The sequence below is a fragment of the Neisseria sp. genome, from assembly GCF_030523955.1.
Classification (GTDB): domain Bacteria; phylum Pseudomonadota; class Gammaproteobacteria; order Burkholderiales; family Neisseriaceae; genus Neisseria.
On sequence record NZ_JAUNHL010000013.1, the window covers coordinates 1 to 19,225 of the forward strand.

A 19,225-nucleotide genomic window follows, 5' to 3' on the forward strand; every position below is an offset into this window, starting at 1 on the left:
GAGCAGCACACAACGCAGAAATGCGCCGCAGATGGGGGTTTTGCAAAGGTCTCAAAATGCCTGTCTGAAAACAAGCTTGCGCTTTTTAGCGAAGCTAAAAGTTTTCAGACAGGCATTGTTCTTGTTTGGCGAATCAAATCAATTATACCGCCCAGAAATCGCGCGGGGCATCCAATACCGGTTTCACAATACCGGTGCGCACGGCGAAGTCGCCGAAGCCTTCGTTTTCTTCGCGGTTGGCCGCCCAATCTGCCAACCAACCGTCGATGATTTCCAGAATTTCCGGTTCGGTGATGTTTTCTTTAAACAAACGCGGAATGCGGGTGCCTTCGCGGTTGCCGCCGACATGCAGGTTATAACGGCCCACCGCTTTGCCCACCAAGCCGATTTCGGCCAGCATGGCGCGGCCGCAGCCGTTGGGGCAGCCGGTGATGCGCAGCACGATATGCTCTTGGCTCAGGCCGTGTTTGGCAAACAGCGCGTCGATTTTGTCGGTAAACTGCGGCAGGAAGCGTTCGGCTTCGGCCATCGCCAAGGGGCAGGTCGGCAGCGACACGCAGGCCATGCTGTTTTCGCGCTGCGGGGTAACGGCATCGCTGATTAAGCCGTGTTCGCGGGCGATTTGCTCGATTTTGGCTTTGTCGCGCGACGATACGCCCGCCACAATCAGGTTTTGGTTGGCGGTGAGGCGGAAGTCGCCTTTGTGCACTTTGGCGATTTCGCGCATACCGGTTTTCAGCGGCCGGCCGGGGTAATCGAGCAGGCGGCCGTTTTCGATAAACAGCGTGAGGTGCCATTTTTTGTCTTCGCCCTGCACCCAGCCGATGCGGTCGCCGCGCGAGGTGAAGGCGTAGGGGCGGATAGGCTCGAATTTCGCGCCCATGCGGTTTTCCACTTCTTCGATAAACACGTCTTTGCCCACCCGCTCGATGGTATAGCGGGTTTTGGCGTTTTTGCGGTCGCTGCGGTTGCCCCAGTCGCGCTGAACGGAAACCACGGCGGCGGCGGCATCCAGCGTTTTTTCGAGCGGCACAAAGCCGAATTCGACGGCGGTGTTGGGATAGGTTTTGGTGTTGCCGTGCTCCATCGACAAACCGCCGCCCACCAGCACGTTAAAGCCGACGAGTTTGCCGTTTTCGCCGATGGCGACGAAGTTCAAATCGTTGGCGTGCAAATCCACATCGTTATGCGGCGGAATCACCACCGTGGTTTTGAATTTGCGCGGCAGGTAATTTTTGCCCAGCACCGGCTCGGTGGCGTCGCCGCTTTTCACGGCATCGGCCAGCGGCGTGGCTTCGGCGAAGTTTTCGGTGGAATGCAGTTTTTCGCCGTCGAGCCAGATTTCGGCGTAAGCGCGGGTTTTGGGCAGCAGGTGTTCGCTGATTTTTTTCGCCCATTCGTAGGCTTCTTCGTGCAGGCTGCTTTCCACGGGATTGCTGGTGCACAACACGTTGCGGTTCACGTCGCCGGCGGTGGCGATGGAATCGAGGCCCAGCTCGTTGAGCCATTGGTGCATGGGTTTGATATCGTCTTTCAACACGCCGTGAAACTGGAAGGTTTGGCGGTTGGTGAGCCGGATGGAGCCGTACATGGTGCGCTCGCTGGCGAATTGGTCGATGCCCAGCCATTGTTTGGGCTGGATGATGCCGCCGGGCAGGCGGCAGCGCAGCATCACGTTTTTCAGCGGCTCCAGTTTCTGCTCGACGCGCTCGGCGCGGATGTCGCGGTCGTCTTGCTCATACATGCCGTGAAAGCGGATGAGTTGGAAGTTGTCGCCGTTGAAGCCGCCGGTGAGGCCGTCGCCCAAATCTTCTTTGATGGTGCCTTTAAGATAATGGCTTTGGTCTTTTAAGCGCTCGTTGTCGGCTAAAGGCGCATCGGGCAGTTTGGCGCGCGGATCGTTGGTGGTCATGATAGGTTCCTTGCTGTTTTCAGGCGGCTTTAGCCGCTATTTGATCATGTTACTTTACAGAATCCACCTGCAAAGTGAAAAGAATGCTTGGTTTTAATATAAGTGTTTTTTGTTATATCGGCACCACACTCATACATTAAAACGGGCTACTAAAATTCATTTTGGTATTTCATAAATATATAATAAATCTCGTTACTTATTTGAATGCAAAGACAACGCAGTTTGCCGCATGATAGAAAAGGTAACTTAATTTTTATTTATTCACATTTTACGGAGATTCTTAAATGAATGGAAAATTTCTTGCCGCTGTTGCAGTATTGGCTTTGTCTGCCCCGGTTTTGGCCGATTCCGGTTTTTATATTCAGGCGGATGCGGGTGTTAGCAAAATTAAACTCAAAGAAAGTGAAAGCCTAGATAACAACCCGACCGTATCCCAAAGCGGCTTCAGCCCACGCCTGACAGTAGGCTATGATTTTGGCAATAACTCTGGCGCGTCGGCGTGGATTACACCCGCTACAAATCTTCTTTTGAACACACTGAATCGGATGCTGAATTAGGCTACCATAACGTTAGCACGCTCACCGGCAAAATCAAAAATAATATAGGGGTTTCAGTTATCTATGATTTCCCGGTAAGTGAAAAAGTAAAACCGTATCTGGGTGCGCGCGTAGGCACCAATACCGTTTCTTATGACTACTTAGAACTCAATCGCGGTAACTTTAATTTTCACGCAGAGGGCAAAGAAACCAAAACCGGTGTAGGCGCTCTTGCCGGCGTGGGTGTGAAAGTAGGCGACAAAGTAACTGTGAATGCCGGTTACCGTTACAACCACTGGGGCAAATTCTTTGATAACGCTAAAATCAGCAGCCACGAATTGTCTGCCGGTGTACGCGTAAAATTCTAAATAACCAGCCGGTATCCCGTCAGCCGCCTGTCAAACCGTGTTTATTCAAGCTGCCGGTTTTACAGGCGGTTTTTATTGCCGCCTGTAAAATCCGCGTGCAGCGGTTTAATAAACATCACGTTGATAACGTTTTTCTTCGCGCAAATCGTTCAGATAGTCTTCCGCCTCTTCGGCACTCAACTTACCTTGTTCGGCAATAATCGCCAGCAAGGTATTTTCCACATCGCGTGCCATGCGCACCGCATCGCCGCAAACATAAATATGCGCCCCTTCCTGCAACCATGCCCATACATCGGCGGCAGCGGCAGCCAGCTTATGCTGAACATAAACTTTCTCTTTACCTTGGCGGCTCCAAGCCAGATCGGCGCGGGTGAGCAGGCCGGATTTGCGGTATTGCAGCCATTCGGCCTGATAGAGGAAATCGTCGGTAAAGCGCTGGTTGCCGAACACCAGCCAGTTTTTGCCGCCGTCGCCGTTGGCATCTCGCTGCTGCATAAAGGCGCGGAACGGAGCGACGCCGGTACCGGCACCGATCATAATCACCGGCGTATCGCCGTTTTCCGGCAAACGGAACAATTTGTTCGGTTCGATAAACACGCGCACTGCATCGCCCTCTTCCAGCACACCGCCCAGCCAGCCGGATGCGGCGCCGGTATAGGTGTTGCCGTGATGCTCGAAGCGTACCACGCCGACGGTTAAGTGCACCTCCTCACCCACTTCGTCCTGCACCGATGCGATGGAATACAGGCGCGGGGTTTGTGCGCGGAACAGATTAAACAAATCCTGCGCGGCAATGGCGGCCGGATATTGCGCCAACACGCCCACCGGCGGGGTTTGCGCCAGAAAAGCATTCAACTCTTCTGCGTTTTCAGACAGGCCTTTCAATTCATGATTACCGGTCAATTCGGCATATTGGCGCACGAATTGCGGGGTGTTTTGGGTGATGTCCAAATCGAGGCTCAAGGCGCTGCGGATATCGGTTTGGCTGCCGTCGCCCTTCTGGACGGATTCGCTGCCCTCCAGTCCGGCCAATTGCAGGATTTCGGCCACCAGAGCTTCGCTGTTTACCGGCCACACGCCCAGCGCGTCGCCCGCTTGGTAACGGATACCGGAGCCGGCCAGATCGATTTCGATGTGCTGCACGTCTTTCTCGGCATGGCGTGCAGTGATTTTCTGGCGCACCGATAAAGATGCGGTATACGGTTTCTCTTTGGTATATACCGTACCGGTTTCCACTACCGCCGCACTGCCGGCGGTAGCCGGCGCTGCGGCCGTCCCGCCTGACGACGCGGCCAAATCCGCCACCAGTTTTGCGGTGGAAGCCACCCAAGCATCGGCGGCGGCTTGGAAATCGAGATCGCAAATACCCAAATCCGCCAAGCGCTTGGCGCCGAGCTTGTCAAAATACATATCCAAATCTTTGCCGGCTTGGCAGAAACGCTCGTAGCTGGAATCGCCCAGCGCCAATACGGCAAAGCTCACTGCGCTCAAATCGGGGGCTTTTTTACCGCTCAATAATTTAAACAGCGGCACCGCTTCTTCGGGCGGATCTCCCTCGCCTTGGGTAGAGCTCACCAACAAAACGATATCTTCGCCCGGCAGGTTTTTGCTCTTGTAATCGGCGGCGGCCACGAGCTTGGCGTCGACTCCCGCACCCTCCAGTTTTACCAGCAACTGCTCGGCCACGCGGCGGGCGTTGCCGGTTTGCGAGGCGGACAATACGGTTACGCGGCGGGCGGGGGCGGATGCAGTCGCAACGGCTGCGGGCACCGCGGCCAGCGGCAAATCGGCCGCTGCTGCGGCACCTTGGCTTTTCGCCCAAGCGTAACCGGCGAGAAACGCCAGCTGTTGCGGAGTTAACGCCGCCAACTGGGCGGTCAGTTCGGGAGTAATCGGTGTGCTCATGGAAGGTTCCTGAATCGTGTTTTTTGGCAGACTTTACCGTTTTGCCGGGCAAAAAGGAAAGAATGTTCGGTTGTTTGCTTAGTTTGCTTGGTTATAACCGTATGCTTGTACGTTTTCCAACCTTTCAGACAGGCATACGGCTGCTTCCGCAACAATGCCTGTCTGAAAAAATCTTTCAGACAGGCATCCTAGGGACTGCCGACAATTAACGCAACGGCAGTATTTTTGGTCAAAATCCCCCGTCTGCGGCGTTAAAAGTGCTCGCAAGATGTTCAGTCTTGCTGCGCTTTTTGCCTTGCATACGCGGTTTTTGTCTCAAAAAACCGCTTCGCCGGTTAATTGTCGACAGCCCCCACGGCTTTAGTTTTTAAATCTCAAAACTGTCTTCCGTATCGTTGCCGCTGATCATGCCGGCAGCCACGGTGTGGTTGGTGGCTTCGTCGATCAGAATAAAGGCACCGGTAGCCGGATTTTCGCTATAAGCGGTGGCGTTTACCGGCTGTTGCAGCACAATGCTCAGATGGCCGATGTCGTTAATCGACAATTTGTCGGCCGATTGTACGCGGCTTAAGGTATGCACGTCCCACACATAGCTGATGCCTTTGATTTTGGCGGCGGTGGTTTGGGTGGTGTGTTTCAGCAGATAACGGCGGCCGGGATTAAGCGCTACGTCGTCAAACCAGCACACGTCGGCCTGCAATTGTTTCAGCGGCACTGCCGTGCTGTCGGCGCCGACAATCGCGTTACCGCGCGAAATATCGATGTCCCTGTCCAGCGTAACGGTGAGCACCTCGCCGGCGACAGCGCTTTGCTGCTTGCCCGCAGCGCCGTAAATCTCGGCGATTTTGGCGCTGTTGCCCGAAGGCAGTACTTTCACTTCGTCGCCCACCGCCAAACGGCCGGCTTCCAAACGCCCTTGGTAACCGCGGAAATCATCGCTACTGCTGCCGTCTTGGCGCGCCACACGTTGCACCGGGAAATGCGCGCTTAATTTTTCCGCCTGATTGGCACCGGCCGGCAGACTTTCCAGCAGCGGCAGCAAAGCCTCGCCTTCGTACCACGGCGTGTTTACGCTTTTATTGACGATATTGTCGCCGCCCAGCGCGCTGATCGGAATAAAACGCACATCGGCGCTTAATTTGATCTGTTCGGCCAATTTCTGATAAGCGGCGACGATTTTTTCATACGCTTCGCGATTGAAATCGAGCAAATCCAGTTTGTTCACCGCAATAATCACGTGCGGCGTACCCAATAATTTCAAAATCGCGCTGTGGCGTTTGGTTTGCGGCAGCAGCACAGGCTCTTCGCCGGAAAAATCGACGCGTGTGGCATCCACCAGCACAATGGCGGCATCTGCGGTAGAGGCGCCGGTAACCATATTGCGCGTATATTGTTCGTGACCGGGCGTATCCGCGATGATGAATTTACGTTTCGGCGTGGCGAAATAACGGTAAGCCACATCAATGGTAATACCCTGCTCTCGCTCGGCGGCCAAGCCGTCGGTAAGGCTGGCGAAATCGGGATTCTCACCTTTCGCCGCCGCTTGGTCGAGCTTGGCGATCTGATCGGTCAGCAGGGTTTTGCTATCGTACAGCAGACGGCCGATTAAAGTCGATTTGCCGTCGTCAACACTGCCGGCGGTGATGAAACGGAGTAAAGGAGCGGTAGTGGCAGTCATTCTATTCTTTCGTGCAGGCCGGGCGGAACAATACCCGGATGGTTTTCGATGGGCAGTACTTTAATCAGGGCGCACAGAAAAGGGAAAGAATGGTTGGTTTTAATATAAGACGATTTCGTTATATCAATCCGTATCAATACAAATATTGTTTTATTACCCGCAAATAGATATGCCTGTCTGAAAACTTTTTCAGACAGGCATTGTTATTGGCTTATAACTAATAATCCTTGGCAATGCCCAGCAATACCGCCGCAACAATAATCAGCACGATGCCCAACACCACTTTTTTCATCTGATCGGGTGTTTTCTTCTCTTTCAGAATAAAAATCGAGCCCAAAGTCGAAATGGCCACCGCCACCTGTGCCAACGAGAAACTGATCGCCACGCCCACTTTCGGCTGCAAGACAAACATAAAAAAACTACCGAACGCCCATACAATGCCAGGCAGGATATTTTTAAGCGTATCGCGGTTATACGGCTTTTCCCGCGCCGTTAACAGCAACGCCATCAGCACCATGCCGATACTCTGCGGCAACACCGCATCGGCGCCGTTTACCTTGAAAAACGCTGCCAGTACCGCATAGCTTAAATAACCCAGCGTCGATACCGTCAACATAATCAAGGCATTGCGCATATTACTGCTGTCGGCCGCATCGCTCACCGCACCTTTGGGTTTGGCAGAGGTCAGAAACACACCCGCCAGAATCAGCAGCAAAGCAGATAAACCCAAGCCGGTGGTAACGGCATCGTGCCATTCGGAAAACACCAGCGCGCCGAATAAGGTGGTGGCAATCAGCTGCATACCGGTGGAAATCGGCATGGTAACGGCGACGCCGATTTTTTTGATGCTTTGCAACTGCCCGATCTGGCCGACGGTCCACAAAGCCCCCGAAGCCAGCCCTACCCAAAACACTTTGGCGGTCATCTCGGGGGAAGCAAAACCGTACTCCACCAGCGCAAACAGCAGCGCGCCTATGGTGATGCCGAGAATCTGGCTGTAGGCCGTTCCGCCGATGTAAACCGTAAACAATATCATCGAGCCCCAAAACAGGGCAGGAAGTAATGCGATTAAAATATCCATGCCACCTCCTTGAAGTAAAATTACATCTTGATTGTAATCCCTGCCGCCGTTCATCCATTTAATACACATCAAAAAATGCACGGTGGATAAAGTAAATCTGTTTTTTCATCAATGAAACCTTTTAAGCCAACAAATCGGTTCATTTACGGAAGTGCCTGTTTAACTTCATATTCGCCTGACTCTGGTAATTTCTACATCTGAATCACTTACCCTGCTCTCAAAACGCCAATCAATCGATATAACAAATACAAAAATGCCTGTCTGAAAACTTTTCAGACAGGCATTCTCAAATAAAAGCCGTATTTTAAAGAAACGCTTAGAAATAACCCTGTTTCTTACGTTCTTCCATTGCCGCTTCGGAAACGCGGTCGTCCATACGGGTGGCACTGCGCTCGGAAATAGTGGCGGCGGCGGTTTCGGCAATGATGTCTTCGGCATTAACCGCGGTACTGGCTACCGGACAGGTGCACGAAATATCGCCTACGGTGCGGAAACGCACGCTGCGCACTTCCGAAACATCGCCCTCACGCTTGGGCGTGAGCGGGGTAACCGGTACCAGCAGGCCGTTGCGCTCGACCACTTCGCGCTCATGGGCGTAATAAATCGGCGGTAGCGCCAGCTTTTCACGGGCGATATATTGCCAGATATCCAATTCGGTCCAGTTCGAAATCGGAAACACGCGCATGTTTTCGCCGGGGAACAGGCGGGTGTTGTACAACGACCATAATTCGGGGCGCTGGTTTTTCGGATCCCATTGGCCGAATTCGTCGCGGAACGAGAAAATGCGCTCTTTGGCGCGGGCTTTTTCTTCGTCGCGGCGGGCACCGCCCATCAGCGCGTCAAAGCCCTGCTCTTCGATGGTTTCCACCAAAGTAACCGCCTGCGCGGCGTTGCGCGAATCGGTTTCACGGCGCAGCACCACCGTACCGCGCTTGATAGAATCTTCTACATGGCCGACCACCAATTCCACACCGGTACGCGCTACGGTTTGGTCGCGAAATTCGATTACTTCCGGGTAGTTGTGGCCGGTGTCGACGTGTAATAATTTGAAAGGCAGTTTCAACGGACGGCCTTCGATCTGGAAGGCTTTCACCGCCAAGGCCAGCAATACCACCGAATCCTTGCCGCCGGAAAACAACAGCGCAGGATTTTTGGCTTCGGCAATCACTTCGCGGATGATGTAGATCGATTCGGCTTCGAGCCAATCGAGATGTTTGTTTTGGATAGACATCGCTTCAATATTCCTTTTCCTGATGGCGGCTACTTTAACGAGGCCGCAAAAAAAAGGGAAAGAATCATTGTTTGTAATCACATTCTTTTTGGTTATATAGAGCCGCCTTGTCCATTTATAGCAGATTTAATTACTTCGATACCAGGCAGCAAGCCGCAGACAGTACAAGTAGTACGGAACCGATTCTGTTGCCGCTTTAGCGGCTTACAAAATCGTTCTCTTTGAGCTAAGGCGCAGCAGAGCCTTCGCGAAAGTTAAGTTAATCTGCTATATAGCCAATCAACTGAAAAAAGTACGCCCGAGTATGACGAAACGGAAAATGCCTGTCTGAAAACCTTCTACAAAGAAAAGTTTTCAGACAGGCAAAGACTTTGCAAAATTCTTTTTGGTACTTTAAACACGTACGTCATGCTCGGGCTTGACCCGAGCATCTAGTTGTTTTTAAAAAAATAACAGATTCTCGGGTCAAGCCCCAGTATGACGAAAAATTGGTCAATTCAGGATTAAAACAGCTTTTTGCAAAGGCCTCAGGCATTTTTATTCATCAAACCGGCTTTATTTGTGCAAACCGCATTCTTTACTGTCTTTTTGCTCCCACCACCAACGGCCGGCGCGGATGTCCTCGCCCACTTTGACCGGACGGGTGCACGGCTCGCAACCTATGCTGGGATAACCTTGCTGATACAGGGCGTTCATCGGCACCCGATGGGTTTGCACATAAGCCCAAACATCATCGTCTTCCCAATCGAAAATCGGATTGAACTTGGCGATGCCGCGCGCGCCGTCGGTTTCTTCCAGATTAAGCTCGCTGCGGGTAACCGACTGGCTGCGGCGCTGGCCGGTCAGCCAAGCAGAAGCATCGGCCAGCGCACGGTTTAACGGCTCGATTTTGCGGATATGGCAACAGCGTTTGCGCAACTCCACGCTCTCATACATCGCCGCGGCGCCGTATTCCCGTTCAAACTCGGCGGCATCTTCGGCCAGCGGCTCGTATACGTCAAACGCCAACTCGGGATAACGCCGGCGGGTCTCACCAATCAGCGCCTCGGTTTCGGGATTGAGTTTGCCGGTATTCAGGGTAATCACCCGCAGCGGCAGCTTCAAAGCGGCAATCTGATCGGTGATAATGGCATCCTCCGCCGCCAGGCTGGAGGCGAAAACGGCGTTCGGAAAACGCTCGGCGACCGCCTGCAAACGCTCGGCCAACACGGCGGTTTTCTGCGCCAACTGTGCCAGTGCCGCGGAATCGGGGGCGGGCATACGCCAAAATTCAGGTTTCATGGTTGTGTTCTATGTTTGTGGTTTTATGATGTGCATATACTGTCACAAAATGCCTGTCTGAAAAAGGAACGGTTTTTTCTTTGTTTATAACCGCCCGTGCTTTATATAGATAAAACATTTCCTTCCGCCCCGCCCGCTTTGCGCTTACCATCGCCGCTATCTAAAAAAATACGATCCGAACACACGCCATGAGCGATTATCCCTTATTTGCCAAACTCAGCGGCCGCCCGGTTTTACTGGTCGGCGGCGGCCACGTGGCCGAACGCAAAGCCGAAGCGCTGTTAAAAGCCGGCGCTCGCCTGCAAGTGGTGGCGCAACAACTCTCGCCGCAAATGGCCGGTTGGCAACAGCAAGGCCGCCTCGAGTATTTAGGCGGCGAATTCCAAGCCGGGCAACTGGCAAAGGTATTTCTGGCAGTGGCCGCCACCGACGACGCCGAACTTAACCGCCGCGTCTTCCAAGCCGCCGAAGCGGCCGGCAAATTCTGTAACAGCGTGGATGACTTGGACAACTGCTCGTTCATCGTACCTGCCGTTATCGACCGCCATCCACTGAAAATCGCCGTTTCCAGCAGCGGCAGCGCACCGGTGCTGGCGCGTTTGTGGCGGCAGAAAATCGAAACCCTGCTGCCGCAGCACACCGGCCGTACCGCCGCATTGGCCGGCCGCTGGCGCGCAGCAGTCAAACAGAAAATCAAAAGCCTGACCGAACGGCGCAAATTCTGGGAACAATTGTTCCATCACGACCAAACCTTCGAACATTACATGGCCAGCGGCAACGAAGCTGCCGCCGAAGCCCTGTTGCAGCAGCGTCTCGAATCGCATCACAACCAAGCACAGGGCGAAGTGGTGCTGGTGGGCGCAGGCCCCGGCGACGCCGGCCTGCTAACCCTCAACGCCTTACAAGCCATGCAGGCGGCAGATGTGGTGTTATACGACGCCCTCGTCTCGCCTGAAATCCTGGACTTGGTACGCCGCGACGCCGAAAAAGTCAGCGTCGGCAAACGCGCCGGCGCCCATCAGGTGCAACAGGGAGAAACCAACCGTCTGCTGGTCGAATACGCCCGCAAAGGCAAACGCGTGGTGCGCCTAAAAGGCGGCGACCCCTTCGTATTCGGCCGCGGCGGTGAAGAATGCCAAGTATTGGTTAAAGCCGGTATTCCCTTCCGCATCGTGCCGGGCGTTACCGCCGGCCTCGGTGCCACCGCTTACGCCGGCATCCCGCTGACCCACCGCGATTACGCGCAAACCGCGCTATTCGTTACCGGCCACTGCCGCCCCGACGGCGACAAGCTGCGCTGGCAAACTCTGGCACGCGGCAACCAAACGCTGGTGGTTTATATGGGCACCATCAAAGCCGAAGAAATCAGCCGCGAACTGATTGCCCATGGCCGCGCCGCCGATACGCCGGTTGCGGTGATTTCCCAAGGCACCCAACCCGGCCAGAGCGTGCGCACCGGCATTTTGCAAGACCTCGCCGCCCTCGCCGCCGATGCGCCTTCCCCGGCGCTGATCGTTATCGGCGAAGTGGTGAAATTACGCGACGAGTTGCAATGGTTTAGGGTGTGATCGTTTTTTCAGACAGGTATAAAAAATGCGGGCGATTGATTGGCCCGCATTTTTCTTTGTTTGCTTTCGCGATAGTCAATTGCCAAGAACATATATAGCGGATTCACTTAAGACGAGAGTACACGCGTCATGCTCGGGCTGGACTCGAGTATGACGAAACGGTTACTAAAAATTAGTGGACTAACGATAAAGATTAAAAACAAAACAATGCCTGTCTGAAAATATTTTTCAGACAGGCATTGGCCTTTGCAAAAAACTTTTTAATCCTGAATTTATTGATATAGCAGATTTAATTACTTCGATACAAGGCAGCAAGCCGCAGACAGTACAAGTAGTACGGAACCGATTCTGTTGCCGCTTCAGCGGCTTACAAAATCGTTCTCTTTGAGCTAAGGCGCAGCAACGCCGTAGCGAAAGTTAAGTTAATCTGCTATATCTCGTCATACTCGGGCTTGACCCGAGTATCTGCTTTTTCTTTCAAAACAAAAAGATGCTCGGATCAAGCCCGAGCATGACGCACATGTTTTCAGGTATCGGAAAGAGTTTTGCAAAGGTCTCAGGCATAAAACAACCCCTTCAAGACAAGCTTGAAGGGGTTATCGGAATCTGGCACGCCTACGGGGAATCGAACCCCGGTTACCGCCGTGAAAGGGCGATGTCCTAACCGCTAGACGATGGGCGCGGATAAAATAATTTGTGGCGCACCCGGAGCGATTCGAACGCCCGACCCTCTGGTTCGTAGCCAGATACTCTATCCAACTGAGCTACGGGTGCGTTTTCTTCATCAGCTCTTTAGTGTGCCGTGAATCAAGAGAAGCGAATAATATAGAAAACCGGCAGCATTGTCCAGCTTTTAACGGGATTTTTTTCAACCTATCATTTAGCAGACTGATATTTCTTAAAATTTATTTACAGCATACCTACGCCGGAGAGTTCACGCGCCATTTTCGCGGCAGAGTTATCGGTCATGCTGCCGACAAAATCCAGCACTTTCATGTAAGCAAGATAAAGGCTGTCGCCCTCTTCAACCGGTTCGTCCGCCAACAATTCCAAAGATAGCGAATGGCGCTGGCTGACTTTTCCTTCGACAACAAACGCATATACTGCGGGTACCAACAAATCAAGTATCGAGCTTAAGCAGGGGTAAGCCGCGATGGAGGTCATCAGCTTGCTCTGATGGCGGAAGATGCGGTTGCGCGCCAAATCTTTGGCTTTTTCCAAGGTATTACGCACTTGCGGGCTGCACAGGGTAATCAGGTCTTTGCCTTTAAATTCGCCGTTGAGCAAATCGGCTTGGTGGGTGATAAAGGTTTGCGCCACATCATCGATGGAGCGGCCGATGGCGATACCGCGCAACATGGCGCAGCGTTGGCGGCTGGATTGGGCATACCAAGTGTTTTCGACAAAGGTCAGTTCGGAGAGAATGCTTTCCACTTCGATATCGCCGATTAAGCCGATTTCGACTGCGTCTTCCAAATCAAGCAGGGCATAACAAATATCGTCCGCCGCTTCCATCAGGTAAGAGAGCGGATGGCGCACCCACACATCCGGCGCCAGTTCGCTCAGGCCGAGCTCTTCGGCTACCCGGCGCATAAACGGCAATTCGGTTTGGTAGATATTGAATTTCTTATCGCCGCGCGGATCCAGCGTTGTCCAAGGGTATTTCAACAAAGTGCCGATGGTGGCGGCGGTGAGCCGCATGCCGCCGCGGTTGCGGTACATTTCGATGCTGGCCAGTTGACGCAGGCTGTGGGCGTTGCCTTCGTAAGTTTGTATATCGCGGCGTTCTGCTTCAGACAGGCCTTCCAGATAATGGGCGTTTTTCGGATCGCGGAACCAATCGCGCAAAGCGTTTTCACCGACATGGCCAAACGGCGGATTGCCCAAATCATGTGCCAGGCAAGCCACTTGAACCACGGCGCCGATGTCGCTGGGTGTATTGCCTGCGGGCAAAAAGCCGCCAGCAGCCAGCATGACGCCGACCCGGTTGCCCAGACTGCGGCCGACGCTGGCCACCTCTACGCTGTGTGTGAGCCGGTTGTGGGTGTGGTCGTGCTCGGCAAACGGATGCACTTGGGTTTTACGGCCCAACCGGCGGAAGGCGCTGGAAAAGGCCACCCGATCGTAGTCGATATGAAAGTCGGTACGCAGCGCATCTTGTCCTTCTTGGGTAGACGGTGTACTGGTCGGAAGAATCATGCCTTCTTTCGGACGGAAACGAGTGGTACTTAGCAGCTGCTGCCAATTCATTTTTGCCATATGTTTGAACCTTATGCGATGTTGCAAAAAGAAATGCCTGTCTGAAAAACTTTTCAGACAGGCATACGTTGATTTATTTGCCGCGCATCAATTCGAAAAAGTCGTTGTTGTCTTTGGAGTCTTTGAGTTTGCCCACCAAAAATTCGGTGGCCTCGATATCGTCCATCGGATGCAGGAATTTGCGCAACAGCCACATCCGCTGCAATTGCTCGTTGGGCACCAACAATTCTTCGCGGCGGGTACCGGAGCGGTTGATGTTGATGGCGGGGAACACACGCTTTTCGGCCATGCGGCGGTCGAGGTGCAACTCCATATTGCCGGTGCCTTTAAATTCTTCAAAAATCACATCGTCCATGCGGCTGCCGGTGTCGACCAGTGCGGTGGCGATAATGGTGAGCGAGCCGCCTTCCTCGACATTGCGCGCCGCGCCGAAGAAACGTTTCGGGCGGTGCAGCGCATTGGCATCCACGCCGCCGGTGAGGATTTTGCCGGAAGCAGGCACCACGGTATTGTAAGCGCGTGCCAAGCGGGTAATGGAGTCGAGCAGAATCACTACGTCTTTTTTGTGTTCCACCATACGCTTGGCTTTTTCAATCACCATTTCGGCTACTTGCACATGGCGCGTGGCCGGTTCGTCGAAAGTGGAAGCCACCACTTCGCCGCGCACACTACGCGTCATTTCGGTTACTTCTTCCGGGCGCTCGTCTATCAGCAGCACGATCAACTCGACTTCGGGATAATTGGCGGTAATGGCGTGCGCAATATTTTGCAGCATCACGGTTTTACCGGTTTTCGGCGGCGCCACCAATAAGGCGCGTTGACCGAATCCGATAGGGGAAACCAAATCGATGGCGCGGCTGGTGAGGTTTTCTTCCGCTTTGATGTCGCGCTCAAGTTTGAATTGTTTGGTGGGGAAAAGCGGCGTGAGGTTTTCAAACAGGATTTTGTGCTTGCACACTTCGGGTTTGTCGCCATTAATCGAATCGAGGCGTACCAATGCGAAATAGCGTTCGTTGTCTTTGGGCACGCGCACGCTGCCTTCGATGGTATCGCCGGTGTGCAGGTTAAAGCGGCGGATTTGGTTGGGCGATACATAAATATCATCGGGGCCGGCCAGATAAGAAGTATCGGAGCTGCGCAAAAAGCCGAAGCCGTCGGGCAGAATTTCCAGCGTGCCTGAGCAAGTAAAGCCCTCGCCCTGCTTCATCAGCTGGCGGACAATGGCGAAAACCAAGTCTTGTTTACGCAGGCGGTTGGCGTTTTCAATACCGATTTGTTCGGCTTGTTCCAAGAGTTTGGAAATATGTTGGTTTTGTAGTTCGGAAACGTGCATGATGTTTTTTATAGAATAGATAATTATGGACATCCGCTACCCATGAACCGGATAATTTTGCTCACTCGGTAAATAAGGTGCAGACGGAAATAGAAATGGGGTTATGTGTAGAATATTGAGAATAATTGAAGAATTCGAAATATAGAAACAGGGATATTTGGCGCTGCATTGTATGCAGCGCCTGTTCAGGTGTCAAGCCGGAAATATAGAAAAATTCTTAACGGTAAGAACGGTAGGAATGATTTTGTTGCTTACGCCAATATTCCCATGCCAGCAAAGCGATACCGACCAGTACACGGTGTTTCCATCGCGCGGGCATCATCACGGCGCTCCAAGTTAATTTTTTTTGTGAGGCTTGTCCGGCCAGTTCGATTAGTTTGTGGCCGAAATGCTCTTCTTGCTGTCTTTGCCGCTGCTGGCGTTTGCGCAGCAATTCTCCGGTTGCCAATTTTAAGCGAGCCAGTTCTATTTCCAACTCTAATAATTCGCGTTCTTCTTGTTTACTTAGTTTCGACATATTCTAGACGTCCTTATTCTGTTTATTGACAGGATTTTCCCTCTGTCTGCCCAGTAAATAATCCAAATCACCCTGCATGCCCTTCAGGGTTTCGGCTAATGGACGGTTGGCTTCGCTCCAAGTTTTCTTTATCTGAAACAATAAAACCAACACGATTAAAAACAACAAACCTGCGCTGCCAAAAAATACCCAGATTTTGGCTTGCTCCGGCAACACGGTATTCAAGCCAAACAACAAGGCAATCAAGGCAATCAGACTGACCACGGCAGTTATAACAATCGTTGCAAAAATACGGATGATGCCGGCCACTTGGTTGCTGACATCAAGGTTAAGCAAACGCAAACGCAACAGCAACAGATCAGCGCCCTGAATAACACGCTTTTTCAGATAGTCTAGCTCTTGCCGGATATTCATATACTACCTTTCGCAGAAAATCAGAACGCACTTCTAACAAAATACCCTGCCGAGTTAAGCTATAAAACGGCAGGGCGTACGATTGATATCAGCGGCGGTTCAATAATATACCCACCACCAAACCGGCCAATGCGGCAAAGCCCATAGCATAATAGGGCTTGTCTTGAACCAATTCGTCGGCTTGTTTAACCCGGTGACGGATTTGTTCGCTGGCTTGGCTTTCAAATTCTTGCAACTTGTTTTGCGCACGATCCAGTTGATCCTGAAGTTTTTCGCGCAAAGCACGGGTTTCTTCCACTCCGCGTTCGACATTGTCTTTGGTCAGGGCTTCTACATCACTCAAAACCGAGCGTACTTCTTTCATCAAAGCTTCTTTTTTTGCTTCAAAATCGCGTTTCATCAGTAACTCCCTTTCGTTTCGGAATGTTTATACTTCTCAAACCGCCATTTGGCGGGCTTAATTCAGCATATAGGAATCTTAAGACAAATTGCAAGATTTGTTTTTTCATCTTTACAAAAAAAAACACCGCCTCTCAAATTACTTCTTCCAAGGCAGCCACAGCCTTGCCAAAACATACATTAAGACGCCGCCTATCGCCAGCAGCCAAAATAACACTCCTTTTTTACGCGCGTTCGGGCAGAGTATGTAAATCGCCAGCGTGAAGCTGAAAAACATCGCACTGACCACCCACACCAGCTGCTTGTCTTTAAAACGGTTGAGCGTATAACTTTCCGTCATCACCACATACATCTGCCATAAAGCGGCGGCGGCCATCGAAATCACCCCGGCGGGCAGGAATATCAAGCCGAGCAGTTCTTTATTCATTCGTTTTCTCTAAAAAATAGTTGCTGCCGCCAAATTATAGCCGAAGAGAGGTCCATCGTGCTTTCAGACAGGCATACCGCCAACAGCGCCAACCGTTTACCGGTTCCCGAACATTAGCATTGTTTCCCGTTTCTCTATAGAATCATGCCTGTCTGAAAAAATTATTGGTACCGAAACGCATGATGCGCATTGCCCCCCTGCCCGACCACCTGATTAACCAAATTGCCGCCGGCGAAGTGGTCGAACGCCCGGCCAACGCCCTCAAGGAAATCGTGGAAAACAGCCTCGATGCGCAGGCAGACAAAATCTCGGTGGAATTGGAGGCCGGCGGCATCAAGCTGATCCGCGTTACCGACAACGGCAGCGGTATTCATGCCGAAGATTTGCCTCTGGCCCTATCACGCCACGCCACCAGCAAAATCGTCAGCCTGGCCGACTTGGAAAAAGTTTGCAGCATGGGCTTTCGCGGCGAAGGATTGGCCAGTATCGCTTCCGTTTCCCGCCTCACCCTCACCAGCCGCCGCCCCGATGCCGGCCATGCCGGCGAAATCCGTGCGCAAGACGGCAAACTCGGCAATATCGGTGCCGCGGCCCACCCACTCGGCACCACTGTAGAAGTGGCCGATTTGTTTTTCAACACCCCCGCACGACGCAAATTCCTCAAATCCGAGAGCACCGAATACGCCCACTGCGCCACCATGCTCGAACGCTTGGCGCTGGCGCATCCGCAGGTAGCTTTTTCCTTAAAGCACAACGGTAAAAGCATTTTCGACTACCCCGCGCAAAGTCTGGCCGAGCGCGTCGCCGCCATCATGGGGCCAGAATTTGCCGCCGCCTCTCTGCCGATAGACAGCGGTGCAGGTGCGATGCGGCTGACCGGTATCATCGCCAAGCCCACTTTTGCCAAAGGCAAAAGCAACCAGCAATATTGCTTCGTCAACCGCCGCTTCGTGCGCGACAAAGTGATGCTGCACGCCGTCAAACAAGCTTACCGCGACGTGCTGCACCAAGCGCTTACCCCCGCTTTCGTCCTATTTCTCGAGCTGCCGCCGGAAAACGTAGACGTAAACGTACATCCGACCAAAACCGAAATCCGTTTCCGCGACAGCCAAGCGGTGCACCAACTGATTTTTCACACCTTGGATAAAGCACTCTCCGCCACCCGCGCCGACCAAACCGAAAGCGTTAACAATGCCGGCGAAGTATTGCACCAAATGCTGGGCATCGATGCGCCATCTCCATCTCATCCGCCAAGTGTTTCAGACAGACCTACCCAAACAGACAACAACAGCGGCAGACAAGCTCCCGCCGCCTACACGCCGGCTGCCCGCGCCTCGCAACAGCGCGCACTGTCGCTGCGCGAAAGCCAAGCCGCGCTGGATACTTACGCCAAACTCTACCAACAACCTGCCGAACCCGATCCCTTACCCGCCTTCGGCAGCAGCCTGCCGCCGGTTGCCGCACCCTCCGGCCTTGATGATGAATTGGCCGGACAAATAGCCGCAGCCGAAACTCCACCGCTGGGCTTTGCCATCGCCCAATTATTGGGCATTTACATCCTTGCACAAGCCGAAGACAGCCTGCTGCTGGTTGACATGCATGCCGCCGCCGAGCGGGTGAATTATGAAAAAATGAAGCAGCAGCGCGAAACCGCCGGCCGACTGGCCAGCCAGCCCTTGCTCATCGCCGTCAGTTTTACCGCCAGCCACGAAGAAATGGCGGCTCTGGCTGACCACGGCGACAAACTTACCGAATTCGGCCTTGATTTATCGCCCTTGGGCGAAAACAGCATCGCCATCCGCGCCGTACCGGCCATGTTGGCCAAAAGCGATGTGGTCGAACTCGCCCGCAGCATCCTGCAGGAATTCGCCCAAGCCGGCGGCTCGCAAACCATCACCGCGCTGGAAAACCAAATCCTCGCCACCATGGCCTGTCACGGCTCCGTACGCGCCGGCCGCCGCCTCACTCTGCCGGAAATGAACGCCCTGTTGCGCGACATGGAAAACACCCCGCGCAGCAACCAATGCAACCATGGCCGCCCGACCTGGGTCAAGCTTACCCTGCAACAGCTCGATGCCTTGTTTTTACGCGGTCAATAAAGCGAAAAAATGTTTTCAGACAGGCATCGATGCCTGAAACCTTTGCAAAAAACTTTTTAATCCTGAATTTATTGATATCTCGTCATACTCGGGCTTGCTCCGAGTATTTGCTTTTTCTTCTCAAACAAACAGATGCCCGGGTCAAGCCCGGGCATGACGCAAGTGTTTTCAGGTATCGAAAAGAATTTTGCAAAGGTCTCTGCCTGTCTGAAAAAAT

Annotated in this window: 16 protein-coding genes and 2 tRNA genes; 4 read left to right on the forward strand and 14 right to left on the reverse strand. The window is 53.0% G+C overall.

Features of this window, described 5'->3' with window-relative positions; genetic code table 11:
* Positions 1–142: 142 nt before the first annotated feature.
* Positions 143–1,912, reverse strand: coding sequence for an assimilatory sulfite reductase (NADPH) hemoprotein subunit (gene cysI / locus Q4C79_RS04060; RefSeq protein WP_303089754.1), 1,770 nt, complete (start codon positions 1,910–1,912; stop codon positions 143–145).
* A 284-nt stretch (positions 1,913–2,196) separates the two neighbouring features.
* Here cysI and Q4C79_RS13185 point away from each other — a divergent pair, with 284 nt between their 5' ends.
* Positions 2,197–2,469 carry a hypothetical protein gene (locus tag Q4C79_RS13185; RefSeq protein ID WP_368492202.1) on the forward strand — a complete coding sequence of 91 codons (273 nt, stop codon included), beginning with the start codon at positions 2,197–2,199 and terminating at the stop codon, positions 2,467–2,469.
* Positions 2,412–2,816, forward strand: coding sequence for an opacity family porin (locus Q4C79_RS04065; RefSeq protein WP_368492203.1), 405 nt, complete (start codon positions 2,412–2,414; stop codon positions 2,814–2,816). The genes Q4C79_RS13185 and Q4C79_RS04065 overlap by 58 nt, the downstream gene beginning before the upstream one ends.
* Positions 2,817–2,921: 105 nt before the next feature.
* On the opposite strand, the gene Q4C79_RS04070 is transcribed toward Q4C79_RS04065, so the two are convergent.
* From Q4C79_RS04070 to Q4C79_RS04090, 5 genes are all read right to left on the reverse strand, one after another.
* On the reverse strand, positions 2,922–4,721 hold the full coding sequence (locus Q4C79_RS04070; protein ID WP_303089755.1) for an assimilatory sulfite reductase (NADPH) flavoprotein subunit: 1,800 nt from the start codon (positions 4,719–4,721) through the stop codon (positions 2,922–2,924).
* 367 nt (positions 4,722–5,088) lie between these two features.
* Complete coding sequence (locus tag Q4C79_RS04075) at positions 5,089–6,399, reverse strand: sulfate adenylyltransferase subunit 1 (RefSeq protein WP_303089756.1); 1,311 nt, start codon at positions 6,397–6,399, stop codon at positions 5,089–5,091.
* 217 nt (positions 6,400–6,616) lie between these two features.
* The gene (locus Q4C79_RS04080) at positions 6,617–7,480 is read right to left on the reverse strand and encodes a GRP family sugar transporter (RefSeq protein WP_303089757.1); all 864 of its coding nucleotides are present in this window, start codon (positions 7,478–7,480) and stop codon (positions 6,617–6,619) included.
* A gap of 316 nt (positions 7,481–7,796) precedes the next feature.
* A complete protein-coding gene (gene cysD, locus Q4C79_RS04085; protein WP_303089758.1) occupies positions 7,797–8,711 on the reverse strand; it encodes a sulfate adenylyltransferase subunit CysD in 915 nt (304 codons plus the stop codon).
* Positions 8,712–9,266: 555 nt separating this feature from the next.
* Entirely contained in the window at positions 9,267–9,992 is a 726-nt protein-coding gene (locus Q4C79_RS04090) for a phosphoadenylyl-sulfate reductase (protein ID WP_303089759.1), read from the reverse strand.
* A 188-nt stretch (positions 9,993–10,180) separates the two neighbouring features.
* Here Q4C79_RS04090 and cysG point away from each other — a divergent pair, with 188 nt between their 5' ends.
* Positions 10,181–11,560 (forward strand): siroheme synthase CysG, encoded by a 1,380-nt coding sequence (gene cysG, locus Q4C79_RS04095; RefSeq protein WP_303089760.1) that lies wholly within the window; start codon positions 10,181–10,183, stop codon positions 11,558–11,560.
* A gap of 607 nt (positions 11,561–12,167) precedes the next feature.
* Here cysG and Q4C79_RS04100 read toward each other — a convergent pair.
* From Q4C79_RS04100 to Q4C79_RS04135, 8 genes are all read right to left on the reverse strand, one after another.
* Positions 12,168–12,242: transfer RNA gene (locus Q4C79_RS04100), tRNA-Glu, on the reverse strand.
* Between the two features lie 15 nt (positions 12,243–12,257).
* Positions 12,258–12,334 (reverse strand) — tRNA-Arg (locus tag Q4C79_RS04105).
* Positions 12,335–12,469: 135 nt separating this feature from the next.
* A complete protein-coding gene (locus tag Q4C79_RS04110; RefSeq protein ID WP_303089805.1) occupies positions 12,470–13,810 on the reverse strand; it encodes a deoxyguanosinetriphosphate triphosphohydrolase in 1,341 nt (446 codons plus the stop codon).
* A gap of 82 nt (positions 13,811–13,892) precedes the next feature.
* Complete coding sequence (gene rho, locus Q4C79_RS04115) at positions 13,893–15,152, reverse strand: transcription termination factor Rho (protein WP_303089761.1); 1,260 nt, start codon at positions 15,150–15,152, stop codon at positions 13,893–13,895.
* A 217-nt stretch (positions 15,153–15,369) separates the two neighbouring features.
* Positions 15,370–15,669, reverse strand: a complete 300-nt coding sequence (locus Q4C79_RS04120) for a hypothetical protein (RefSeq protein WP_303089762.1) — start codon at positions 15,667–15,669, stop codon at positions 15,370–15,372.
* A gap of 3 nt (positions 15,670–15,672) precedes the next feature.
* Positions 15,673–16,083, reverse strand: coding sequence for a phage holin family protein (locus tag Q4C79_RS04125; protein WP_303089763.1), 411 nt, complete (start codon positions 16,081–16,083; stop codon positions 15,673–15,675).
* 88 nt (positions 16,084–16,171) lie between these two features.
* A complete protein-coding gene (locus tag Q4C79_RS04130; protein ID WP_303089764.1) occupies positions 16,172–16,483 on the reverse strand; it encodes a YqjD family protein in 312 nt (103 codons plus the stop codon).
* Positions 16,484–16,621: 138 nt separating this feature from the next.
* Positions 16,622–16,909, reverse strand: a complete 288-nt coding sequence (locus Q4C79_RS04135) for a hypothetical protein (RefSeq protein ID WP_303089765.1) — start codon at positions 16,907–16,909, stop codon at positions 16,622–16,624.
* Between the two features lie 179 nt (positions 16,910–17,088).
* Between Q4C79_RS04135 and mutL the strand changes: the two genes are divergently transcribed.
* Positions 17,089–19,008 carry a DNA mismatch repair endonuclease MutL gene (mutL, locus tag Q4C79_RS04140; RefSeq protein ID WP_303089766.1) on the forward strand — a complete coding sequence of 640 codons (1,920 nt, stop codon included), beginning with the start codon at positions 17,089–17,091 and terminating at the stop codon, positions 19,006–19,008.
* Positions 19,009–19,225 lie beyond the last annotated feature (217 nt).